This window comes from Paenibacillus sp. YN15 (assembly GCF_003285005.1).
Taxonomy (GTDB): Bacteria; Bacillota; Bacilli; order Paenibacillales; family NBRC-103111; genus Paenibacillus_AR.
The window spans coordinates 1-12341 of sequence record NZ_QMFA01000073.1; the positions used below are offsets into that span (position 1 = coordinate 1).

The 12341-nt window shown below is 45.4% G+C and carries 6 protein-coding genes; 2 read left to right on the plus strand and 4 right to left on the minus strand.

From position 1 onward, the window contains the following. Positions 1-140 precede the first annotated feature (140 nt). Positions 141-5456 carry an SNF2-related protein gene (locus tag DQG13_RS29775; RefSeq protein WP_220094469.1) on the plus strand — a complete coding sequence of 1772 codons (5316 nt, stop codon included), beginning with the start codon at positions 141-143 and terminating at the stop codon, positions 5454-5456. Positions 5457-5505: 49 nt separating this feature from the next. Here the strand turns inward: DQG13_RS29775 and DQG13_RS29780 are convergent, their stop codons facing one another. Continuing rightward, complete coding sequence (locus tag DQG13_RS29780) at positions 5506-6450, minus strand: Rpn family recombination-promoting nuclease/putative transposase (RefSeq protein ID WP_113023836.1); 945 nt, start codon at positions 6448-6450, stop codon at positions 5506-5508. Between the two features lie 91 nt (positions 6451-6541). Between DQG13_RS29780 and DQG13_RS29785 the strand changes: the two genes are divergently transcribed. Beyond that, entirely contained in the window at positions 6542-7516 is a 975-nt protein-coding gene (locus tag DQG13_RS29785; protein ID WP_113023837.1) for a DUF3991 and TOPRIM domain-containing protein, read from the plus strand. Positions 7517-7519: 3 nt separating this feature from the next. On the opposite strand, the gene DQG13_RS29790 is transcribed toward DQG13_RS29785, so the two are convergent. The 3 genes from DQG13_RS29790 to DQG13_RS29800 all read right to left on the minus strand — a co-directional run. After that, positions 7520-8296 (minus strand): hypothetical protein, encoded by a 777-nt coding sequence (locus DQG13_RS29790; protein WP_113023838.1) that lies wholly within the window; start codon positions 8294-8296, stop codon positions 7520-7522. A 24-nt stretch (positions 8297-8320) separates the two neighbouring features. Next, positions 8321-10243, minus strand: coding sequence for a UvrD-helicase domain-containing protein (locus DQG13_RS29795; protein WP_113023839.1), 1923 nt, complete (start codon positions 10241-10243; stop codon positions 8321-8323). 3 nt (positions 10244-10246) lie between these two features. Further along, the coding region (locus DQG13_RS29800) for an ATP-dependent nuclease (RefSeq protein WP_258525942.1) at positions 10247-12341 on the minus strand (2095 nt) is incomplete at its 5' end.

A 12341-nucleotide genomic window follows, 5' to 3' on the forward strand; every position in this document is an offset into this window, starting at 1 on the left:
ACCAGTATTTATAAGGCTTTTTGTCGGTCTATTTTATTGCCTCGTTATGTTTCCGCGGGAATCCAGGAGATAAGGAAGTCATCAAGCCCCGAATGTACCGCTTTGTGACGGAACAGCATCCAGCGAAGCCAGCCGACCTTGTGCCGGTCTTGAAAACCGCCTACGGAATCGGCGGAGCCTGGAGCGACTTGGGCAATGGTCTGAAACGGTATATGACAACCAGCAAAGGCATCGAATTGGGCTGGAGTGATGCAGGCGGCAAGCAGGAAGCAACGCTGACCTGGAACAAAGTGGCGTCGATAGTGCTGCGCCTTATCCGGGAAGGACGCTACGATGATCGATTCGCCCCTTTTCCGCCACCGGAGGAAGCAGAATGGACCCTGTTCGATTATGCGACCCAAATGGAGGAACAACTGACAGGCCAACAGACTCGTCACACAAGAGCCGAAACCAATGGTCCGGCAGACATCAAGCAAAACGGACCAGAGACAGATATCTCTGCCCAATCACCGATAAACGGTTCTGTTTTGCCTGCCGTCCGGCCTAAAACCGACACTTTTTTGGAATCCCCTTTCCGCGTTCCTTCCGCTGTCAACTACCGCTTCCACCCGAAGGCTTCCCCTTACGTGTCTGGCTCGAAAAGCAAGTACAAACGCAATGTGGAAGCCATTCGTTTGCTTAAGCAGTTGGAGGCTGAACAGCGGCAAGCCACATCGGAACAGCAGCAGATCCTGGCAGGATACGTGGGCTGGGGCGGGTTAGCCAACGCCTTTCATCCCACCGCTTCCGGCTGGGAGAACGAATATCAGGAGCTGAAGCAACTACTGGACGAGGAAGAATATGCGGCGGCTCGAAACTCCACCATCACTGCCTTTTACACCGAGCAAGCGGTGATCCGGCCGATCCATGACACGCTGCGACGCTTTGGACTGGCAGACGGAGCCGGCCGCAGGTTGCTGGAGCCTTCCATGGGAACCGGCAATTTTTTCTCGGTTTTGCCCCCGGAGTGGGATGGGGCCGAGCTTCATGGCGTGGAGCTGGATTCCCTCACGGGACGCATCTCCAAACAGCTTTACCCGCAAGCAACGATTCACCTGCAGGGGTTTGAAACGGTGAACTGGCGCGAGATGCGCTTTGACGCCATGTTCTCCAATATTCCGTTTCACAATATTCGTATCCATGATCGGCGCTATACCAGCAGTTATTTCATTCACGACTATTTCTTTATCCGTTCCCTGGATTTGCTCAAGTCCGGCGGCATCCTGGCCTATATTGTCAGCAAAGGCACCATGGACAAGCAAGATTCCACTGTCCGACAGATCCTGGCGCAACAAGCAGACTTGATCGGTATGGTGCGCCTGCCCAATACCACTTTCCAGTCGCTGGCCGGAGCAACAGTAACAACGGATATTGTATTTCTGCAAAAACGGGAACAGCCGCTCCATTTGACCAAGGATGATATGCCAGAATGGGTAACCATCGGTGAAACCGCTGACGGCGTGCCGGTCAATCGCTACTACCTGTCCCATCCTCACATGGTACTGGGACGCATGGCCTGGGATCGGGGAATGTATGGCGCAGAACAAACCAGTGCCTGTCTTCCTCACGAGGGCCAACTCCTGATTTCGGCTCTGGAGCAAGCCCTGGCAACATTGCAAGCAAGCTTTCCGGCTTTGCCGGAGCAAGTGGAACAGAATGACGCCTCTCCTTTCTCCATCCCGATTGATGAAGAGGAATTGCAAGTCAGAAAAGTGATGCCGGGGACAAAGAATTTTACTTATGTAGTTGAACAGGACCGGATATTTTACTGTGAAAACGGCGAATTGCTGCACCAGGACATCAAAGGCAAAAAAGCGGAACGGATCAAGGGTTTGTGTGACATCAGAGCGGCTTTGCTGGATTTCATCCAGATTCAATCCAGTGAATACGGATATGAGCCGGCTGAACTGGAGCGGGCCCAGCAAGCACTAAACCAAGTTTACGACCGCTTCGTCCTGCAATACGGCCCCATCAATGACCGTACTAATACGTCCGCCTTTGCCGACGACGACCAATTGCCGCTGTTGCGCTCCATCGAAGACCTGACGCCGGAGAAAACCTGGAGCAAAGCCGCCATTTTTACGCGGCCTACCATCCGCGTCAACGCTTTGCCTGAGCATACCGACGATCCGCTGGAAGCCTTGCAAATCTCACTCAACCATCGGCTCCATGTGGACCTGCCCTATATTGCTCATCTGTGTGGCAAAACCACCGATGAGGTGCGAGAGGCACTAGGAGATCGTATTTTCTTGAATCCGCTCAAATTCGCTGGTGACGTAGAAGAAGGCTGGGAGTTGGACGAGGAATACTTATCCGGCAATGTGAAGGATAAACTGGCCTATGCTGTGTTAAAGGCCCAGGAGCATCCTCATTTATTTCAGCGCAATGTGTCCGCCCTTACCCGGGTTCAACCCCCGCCACTTTTGCCTGGCGACATCGACTTTCGCATCGGTAGTCCATGGATTCCCGTTCGCTATTACCGGGAGTTTATGTACGAAACCTTCGGTACGGCTCAGGTGCTGCAAAACACGCAAACCGTCGATGTGGATTACCTGGAATATACCAACCTATGGCGGATATCGGGTAAATCTCTGGAGCGAGATTCCATCAAGGTGAATCAAACCTACGGCACCCGCCGGGCCAATGCATATGAGATTTACGAAAGCAGTCTGAACCTGCAAAGCATTACCGTCCGCGACCCTGTGACCTACCTTGACGCTGGTGGCAATGAACAAATCAAATACGTGATTAATGCCAAGGAAACGATGATCGCCCGGGCCAAACAGCAGCAAATGAAGGAAGCTTTTGTCTCCTGGCTATTTCGGGACAAGGACCGCACCGACACCCTGCTGGCCATTTACAACGAGAAGTTTAACACCCTCCGTCCCCGAACCTATGACGGCGATCATCTGGTATTTCAGGGCATGAACGAGGAAATGACTTTGCGCAAGCACCAGAAGGATGTAGCGGCCCGCATCATCTACTCCGGCACTGCGCTCATGGCCCACGAAGTCGGGGCCGGCAAAACCGCTGCCATGATCGCTGCGGGGATGTACTTGAAGCGAATCGGAGCCATTCACAAGCCCTTGCTCTGCGTACCAAACCATCTCACGGAGCAGTGGGCCAACGAGTTTTTACGCTTTTTTCCTGCCGCCAACATTCTGGTGACGACGAAGAAGGATTTTGCCCTGGCCAACCGCCAGCGCTTTGTGTCCAAGATTGCCATGGGCGATTATGACGCCATCATCATCGGACATAGCCAATTTGAGAAAATTCCCATCTCCCGGGAGCGACAGGAGCAGCTTCTAGAGGTTGAAATTCGCAACGTCTCCCGTATGATCGACCAGATGAAAAAAGAAAAGGGGGATAACTGGAGCATCAAGCAGATGGTCGTTTTCGAAAACAACCTGAAATCCCGGTTGGAACGGCTGGCCAATGAAAGCAAAAAGGACGATCTGCTCACCTTTGAGCAGCTTGGCGTGGATATGCTGTTTGTGGATGAAGCTCATGCGTACAAAAATTGTTTCACCTTCACCAAAATGCGCAATGTGGCCGGAATCGGTAAGGCCAGCAGCCAGCGGGCAACGGATATGCTGCTCAAATGCCAGTACCTGCAGGAGATAAACCAAGGCCGCGGCGTTGTATTTGCCACAGGCACGCCTATCAGCAATAGCATGTCGGAAATGTATGTGATGCAGCGCTATCTCCAGCCCCGGCTGCTGCAAAAGCTGGGCCTGAACTTTTTCGATAACTGGGCGGCCACCTTCGGCGAGGTGGTGTCCTCTCTGGAAATTACCCCCGAGGGCAGCGGATACCGGATGAAATCCCGCTTTGCCAGGTTTCACAACCTACCCGAGCTGATGAGTATGTTCCGGCTGGTGGCCGACATTCAAACTGCCGACATGCTCAGACTGCCTACGCCAAAGCTGGAGGGCGAGAAAGCAACCATTGTAGTCAGCGAATGCTCCCCTTTCCAGAAGATGATGATGGATGAATTTGTGGAGCGCGCGGAGAAAATCCGTAATAACGAAGTGGATGTCAGCGAGGACAACATGCTCAAGCTGACCCACGAAGCCAAGCTTATGTCTATCGACCCGCGGCTGATCCATGATAATGCTCCGGTGGAGCCGGACTCAAAATTGAACCGTTGTATTGAGAAGGTATTCGAGATTTGGCAGGAGACACAAACTGAGCGCTTGACCCAGGTCATTTTCAGTGACAGTGGAACGCCGAAGCAGGGGCAGTTCAACGTATATAATGAAATCAAGGATCAACTGGTTCAACGCGGCGTGCCGGAGCAGGAAATTGCCTTTATCCATGACGTGAATACGGATGCGGCACGGGAAGCTCTGTTTGAGCAGGTTCGCCGCGGCGAAGTCCGTGTATTGTTAGGCTTTACGCAAAAAATGGGAACCGGAACCAATGTGCAGACCCGGCTCATCGCCGCCCATCACTTGGACTGTCCATGGCGTCCCTCCGACATCACCCAGCGGGACGGCCGCATTATACGGCAAGGGAATCGGAACGAGGTGGTGCAGATTTTCCGTTACGTGACCAAGGGAACGTTCGACTCATACCTGTGGCAAATCCAGGAGCAAAAAATGCGCTACATCTCCCAGGTCATGACCGGCAAGAGTATTTCCCGCTCCTGCCAGGATGCAGACGAAACCGTGTTGTCCGCAGCCGAAGTGAAGGCTGTCGCAGTGGGCAATCCGATGCTGGCGGAGAAGATGGAAGTGGATAATGAAGTGATTCGTCTCAAGCTGCTCAAAACTAATTGGCATAACGAGCAGGTCACGTTGGAGCGCCAGATTCACCATCACTATCCCCAGGTGATCGCGTCGTGCGCAGAAAAGCTGGAGCAATACAACGCGGATTGGCAGCGAGTCGAGCAGAACAGGCAAGCGGATTTTTCCATCACGTTAGACGGAACGGTGTACATGGAGCGCCCCCAAGCCGGGGAAGTGCTGCTACTCTTGTCCAAAGTCACGGAGCTGGAGCAGCAGGCCGTACAAGTAGGACAGTTTTGCGGTTTCGATGTTCTTCTGTCTCGTTTGGGCTTCGATCATGTGAACTTACATCTGCGAGGCGAGGTGTCCTATACCGTTGAACTGGGGGAATCCACACTGGGAAACATTACCCGATTGGAGCATCTGCTGGAGAAAATCCCTGCCCGGATGGAAGACACCCAGCAGCAAAAGGAGAACACACTAAGGCAGTTGGAAGCGGCGAAGAAGGAGATCGGGAAGCCATTTGAATGTGAGGAACAGCTTCAGCGACTCGTGGCACGGCAATCTGAGATCAATTCGGCGCTGGAATTTAAGGAATTACAGGGACAAGTAATCATGTCAGAGGTGAATGATGAGGAAACAGCAGATGGACCGGGAGAAGATTTTCATGAGGAACGAGAACAATGAGCAACAGAACACAAAAAATGCCGCTCTCACGGAACGGCTGCATTCGCACTTATGATCGCCATTGCTCAATTTGCTTCGGCAGGAAGCCCGTCACTTTGGAAATAAGCGATACATCCACGCCCTCTGCCAGCATACGTTTAGCTACTTTTTCCATGCCCTCTTTTATGCCTTCCTTCTTGGCCTTGCGTTCAATGGCATCCAGGGTTTGTTCCAAGCTCATGGTCGTCCCTCCCGTTTTATGAATAAACTCCGTAATGGACTTCCGGCTTCCGCGCAACTTTCGCGACACAATCCGATCCATCCAGGTAAATAGGCGATCCCGCTCTTCCTCCGGCAGCACCTTCACAATATCCGTTAACTGTTCCAGACGGTTCAGTAATTCATTCTTATCCCGGGCCTGATCAATATAGAACACGGCTCCGATGGTATTGGTCAGCTCCAACAGGTCTTCTTGCTTGTATCGTACCACATCAATAAGGAGATATTCAAAATCAATTAGTTGACTTCCGAATAACTGCTCCCGGGCGATGACCTGACGAAATTGGCGGCTGGCCGTCCAGCGCCGTTTGCCGTTATATAGCACAATCGGCACGATGGGCGGTAAGCGGAAGCCCTTTTGCTTCGTTTTCTTTTCCTCCTGCTTGGACATCCAGAATCGCCACACCTCAACCTGATACAATAACAGCCGGTACGCCATCTGGTAATCCACTCTGGATTGCAGCTCCACCAAGAAATAAAACAACACTTCCTGACCGTTCACCTGCACCGAATACACCAGATCGGCTTCTTTCTTCTTGAAATCAGGATGAATAAAGGAATGAGGAACCGGTTCCAGATTGGCTTCATTCACCTCATCCACCCAGCCCTTTTGAATGAACGAGCGCAACAATTGCACAAAAAGCTTTTTGGAGGAGAGCAGGTATTTGTACGCCGTATCATGAGGCTGATGAATGCCCTCCGGCTGCTCCTGATCCTGTTGGTTATGATCGTCCATATGCGGGTTCATCGCCCCTTTTGGAGAATTCTTCATAGTTTCATTATAGCTTTATTCATTGGAGGTAACAACGAGCAGGAGGGATATATGGATGAGTAAACTCCCTTTTACGAAAGAGCAAATTAACGAGGCGAACCAAATCAATCTCATGGAATTGGTTAAATCCTGCGGCTACCAGTTGGAAAATGGTGGACGCCGCGCCCTTCATGCCAAGCAAAGCGGTGGTCTGTATCTGTTTCGAGACAGTAATAAATATTACCACTTCTCAACTGATAGCCGCGGCGGGCCCATCGATTTTCTGATGCAATTCGAGCGAATGAGCTTTAGAGAGGCGGTGACACATTTATTGGGAGCAAATCTTGAAGCGCATACTCCTATCTCTGCGTCGAGAGAACGGGGACAGCTTATTTTACCTGACAGGGCTTCCAATTACCGCCGCATAGCATGGTACTTGACTCACATCCGTTGTATTGAGGCAGACATTGTTTCTCGACTCATGCATGAAAAAAAGCTGTACCAGCAGGACAAAACTAGCAATTGCGTCTTTGTCGGCTATGACGAGTTTGGAACGGCGAAATATTGCTCCTTACGTGGAATCAGACCCGAACGCCCGTTCAAGCAAGATTGTGAGCATTCGGATAAAAGCTATCCCTTCCATATCGCGGGTAACAGCCAAAGGGTTTACGTTTGTGAATCACCGATTGATGCCATGAGTCGAGCGAGTCTCCTCAAATTAAAGGGCCAGGACTGGACAGCAGACCACTACATTTCACTTGGTTGCTTGTCTGACCAGGCCTTAGAACGATTCCTGGGATTGTATGAAATGAAGGAGATTGTCTTTTGTTTGGACAATGATGAATTTGCCACCTATCATAACGGCAGTCCCGCCCCTAATTGGGGGCAGGAGGCTGCTGCTTTATTTGCTCAAAAGTATAAGGATTTAGGCTACAAAGCATATGTTGAAGCACCCCAAAGTAAAGATATCAATGAAGACTTGAAAATGCGGCAGGTAAAGGTAAACGTCATGCAAATAGAAAGTAAAGCAGAACATGACGTCCAAAGATGACGACTAAGATGTTCTTTCTTCACCATTACTTACTTTAACAAAAAATCTTTTTATTTTCTTTTTTAAATTTTTTACAAACTTGCTCTCTCTTCTATTTTTCTTTATTAAGATTTCTTTGAACATCATCATAATCCCCATAAACATGATTGCCAAAAGAATAAATAAAAACGCATTAGTGATATTCCACCATTTTGGGAACCATTCAACAGGTGAGATCAATTGGGTAATGGTAAAATAAAGAATAACTACACTAATCCAAAAAACAAATACTGAAAAGTGATAGACAATTCTAAATATATTTGAAAGTATAACGAAGAAAGGATTGCTAAATGTGTCACTGATAAATTGCTTATGATCCTCGTAAATAATATCATGAGCATTCCAGTATTCATCTTCAATCATAGAATAGAGTCCATTTACCATTTCTAAAAGTTCACGTTCATTTACCCTATTTTCTTCTTGTATATATTTAAAATAAACTCTCTTAAGTTTGTGAAAGTAGTCCAATATAAACGATGAAGCTATTAAACGGATTTTTGAATCCTTATTTGAATATTCCTGAACAAAAATACCGATCATCCTTAATTTTTCGGATTTCTCTTCTGTCTCAATAATTAGTGATAGTTGCTCAAACATTGGAGAATAGATTTCGTTGTAGCTTGCACCTAATTCCTTTAGAAATGTCTCTCTTTTTTTGGAACGAAGATTGAATTGATATCCTATATACGCAGTCACCAATGCCACAATAATTACGGATAGATCAATACCCCAAATTTTCATTTCTTATCACCTATCTTCTACTGGTTAACTTTCCGTAATATTTCTGACTTCAACGTTTGCATTTTGCAGTATCTGATATAGAGAAGAAATATTACGACTGAACTGAGGTCTCACTTGAACATTTCCATAATGCAAAATTTCTCTGGACTCACTGAAAGTAAAGTAGCATTGTTTCTTTGCTCTCGACAATGCAACGAAGAATGCACACATATCGGCAGTCCTCTGCGATTTAAAGCTCCAAAATGCATCATCTTCTAACCCCAGAAATATGACGGTATCGTATTCCAAGCCCTTACTCTTATGGATTGTCATTATAGGTATACTTAGCAACCCTAAGAAATCGGAGACGGCATCATTCCAATTTGAGTGTTTCAAGTAGGCCGCTGCAAGTTTTTCAGTCGCATTATCAATTAACTGATTAAAGAAAGTCCCTTTAGCATATTTGGGATATAAACGGAAAAACTTTTCCAATCCAATAAACGAAAAGAAACCATTAATCACATTCCCAATATTTCGTCTACAGTACCTTTCGTCATTTACCATTTGGTTGATTTCACGACTTATTCGATTAATATACGCACTAAGCTCGGATTCCATTTTCAATATTTTCGATTGATCCTGATCTTGATCGAATCCTTGTGCAAAAGAGAGAATTTCCGAAACTCTCACCCAGGAATCATGATTCCTTTCTAAAGTTGCTAAATTAAGGAAATCAATAATCAGTTGAATACACTCTTCTGCCAGCAAATCTTGATATTCTTTTTCGATTCTTGCATATATACCTTGTTGCTCCAGCTCTTCAATTATGGCTTTTGCATATATATGTTCTTGTTGCTTAACAAGTATGCAAATGTCTCGTGGAGTCACATTCTCTTGTTGAATTCTTTTTGCTACACTTGACGCTACAAAAATAGCCTCGTCTATGTGAGTTTGAAAATTCCAAACCTCACACACTCCTTCCAACTCACTGTGTTGGCTAGAAACTGTAGCATCCGTAGCATTTTCGTTAATTATCTTTGCCATAACATTCTGTATTTCTACTAATCTTGGAGCAGACCTATGGTTACGTGTTAATTCAATTGGATTAGCATTAAAATCTAATCTGAACTGTTCAAAAGAATTGGAAAGGGCGCCAGCCCACCCCATGATTCTTTGTTTATCATCTCCTACACTTGTCATTATTGCTGAAGAACCTAAGAAAATTGTCTTTACCAATTCATATTGAAGATAAGTTGTATCTTGGAATTCGTCCAGAAAAACGTGACTATAAGTCATCTGAATCGCCTTTTTAATTAGTGGATTTTGTTTGAGCAAATAATCAGCAAGTTTTGAAATCATTTGAAAAGTTAAAGTGCTAGGAAATCCCCCTCTTCCGTGAACCATGATATCCCAAAGCTTTACTATAAGCCAAGTGTATATATCTTCCCCGTTATCAAAAACAGGCAATTCAACTTCAGACAAACGTCTAAATAAAACATTGAAGTTAATTTCATGCTGCCAGTTAGGCTGATTTGGATGACGTTCACTTATGTAGCCAGTAGCTATATCCCGTAGTTCCCTTTGAGAAGTTACAATATTGTAATGTTTTGCGGGACGATAAATATCTGGTAACCCTAATCGAAAATGATCTAATAATTGTTTAGCAAATGAATCAAATGTTCTAGACTCGAACCTTTTAGCGAGTTCTTTTCCGCACCTTAGTTCTACTCTCTTTTTCAAGTTTTCCGCAGCATCTGTCTTAAAACTGATAGCTAGGATTTTTTGCGGAGATGGACATAAATTTGTTTGTAATAAATAACAGGCACGTTGGGCTAACAACTCTGTTTTCCCTGCACCTGGACCAGCTAAAATAAGATTGTTTAATTCGGATTTAACTGCTAATGCTGCCGCGGGCTCTAAAATAATTCCTTCTGACGGATTCCAATTCTCTGGGTTGTTATATGACATAACCTATTCTTCCTTTTGCAGTATTTCTTTTATTCTCATAACTAGCTTACTAAAAAGCTCAGGCATGAAAATCATCAAGTCATCATTATCGATCTTTAAAAGGGCTTCAATGTGTGTACTCGGTTTGCTGCGTCCAAGAAATAAGGTATTATACCAGACCATAAGCTCATGCTGCTCTGGAGTAAAAGTATACCCTGTTGCCTTCTCGTTTTTTAATGCTGCAGTAATACCGCCTCTAATTTTATCCGTATACTCTTCAGGGAACTCAGTGCGATCCGGGAAATTGGGTCCTCGCGGCACTGTTTTCTTATATGCATCCGGAAATATTTCTAACATAAGAAAATCTAAATCAAGGGGAGCCGAATAAAAAACATTATATTTATCTTCCATTAGTCTCGGCAACCAAAAGCTATTCATTGAAGCTACCCATTCTGGAGTCATTGGGTAGTTATCAAATTCTTCAAGCTGATCTTCAGTTAGAATTTCTTCTCTGTGAGTATTTCCTTCGTTATACCAAACCTTTAGTAATTCCTCACGATTCCGACCATTCAACAGTAGCTGTTTGAGTGCATACTTAATTCTGCTCCATCCACCGCCACCTCGTTCACGATCCAAATCCAACAAAGTAATATGTGGAATATTCAATTCATTGAGTAATTTCCACATATGGTTAACATGTCTTCCCCCAAGAGGAACTATAGAAATCCCATAATCATCAGGTTGTATTCCATAAGCCGATAGTACTCTGGGAATTACGATCTCTTCTGAATCCCCCTCACCTAGAATTACTAATCTAGAAAAATAAATTTCAGGGTAGGCCCTTACAGCTTCTTTAATGTATGTAAATGCATCTGATGCCTTACCAGGCAAAATCACTTTCTTTACTAGTGTAGTAAAATTCGTCTGATCAACTCTCAAATGGGCTAGATTTTCCGGATCAATCCGTTTAATAATGGAGGCACTATGTGAAGTTAAAACAACCTGAGCATTTGACTTATGAGAAATATCCTTTAAGTTTTCCATTACTCTACCCAAAAGATGCGGCGAGATATGATTTTCCGGCTCTTCTACCGCGAGAACTGTTAGGGTCGCATTAGATTTACCGGTTATTTTTATTTCAGCTTCGAGCAAAGATGAGACCATAGAAAGATAAAACAGAGATCTGAGACCATCTCCGAGTTTTTCCACGCTGTATTCACCTAGATCATGGGTTGGAGAAAAGGAAACTTCAATCTTCTTAAGGATCGAGGCGAGTGTCGAACTGCTAAATTGCAATTTCGCATCTTGATATCTAGCATCCTTGTGGTATTTTTTCCATTCTTCTCCGATGACGCTTCTTATTTGTGAAACTCCATCAATACCATCAAATAATTCATTCACAGGTTCCATTTTTGCTTTAATGGAATCATTAATATCATCTGGCCAAGAAATGTTATTTAAAATTCTCCAAAGTATTGTTCCTGAAGCATTTCGTAACTGAGCAGATGGTTCTCTTACAGCAGGAACATATAGGACTTGAATTGTTGAACGTTGGTGCGGTGTAACTGGAACCAGGTCTTCTTCTGTTTCGTCAACATCTTCAGCAACAGTAACAAAATATAGCTTCTGTTCAATTTCTCCTTCGGGAGTATTATCTGCAGTCCACTTTGCAACTAATCTTACACGCAAATAAGGTGCCTCAGCAGTATCACGAACTACGAGGTGATTAAAAAAAGGGGGAATACTCGTTCGGCTCAAAACATCGTTTGTGTCTTCCATCAATTCTGGAAAATCAATTCTGGCTTCAATTAATAAAGACAATTCTTTCATAGTGTCTGCTTTAACTTGTTTTGGAATATGAAAATCAGACTTTTCTAGTGTACGTTCATGAGAAGTCACACCAAAGAGTTTAACCAAACCATGTATTAATGCAGTCTTGCCTGAGGAATTTTCTCCAATAAAACCCGAAAGCTTATTCAAAGAGACCGTTGTACCTTCATCCCCGAAGCTTCTAAAGTTTTTCAAGTGCAATTTTGAAATTTGCATATTAGCCTCTCCTCGTATAGTATTTCTTGAAGGTTGTCTTGAACCGATTTCCAGTACCCTAGGGTACTGGCGG

Bases quoted from the DNA above. Each gene is read 5' to 3' on its own strand.
- DQG13_RS29785 (WP_113023837.1), top strand. From the start codon at position 6,542: ATGAGTAAACTCCCTTTTACGAAAGAGCAAATTAACGAGGCGAACCAA.
- DQG13_RS29790 (WP_113023838.1), bottom strand. From the start codon at position 8,296: ATGAAAATTTGGGGTATTGATCTATCCGTAATTATTGTGGCATTGGTG.
- DQG13_RS29780 (WP_113023836.1), bottom strand. From the start codon at position 6,450: ATGGACGATCATAACCAACAGGATCAGGAGCAGCCGGAGGGCATTCAT.
- DQG13_RS29795 (WP_113023839.1), bottom strand. From the start codon at position 10,243: ATGTCATATAACAACCCAGAGAATTGGAATCCGTCAGAAGGAATTATT.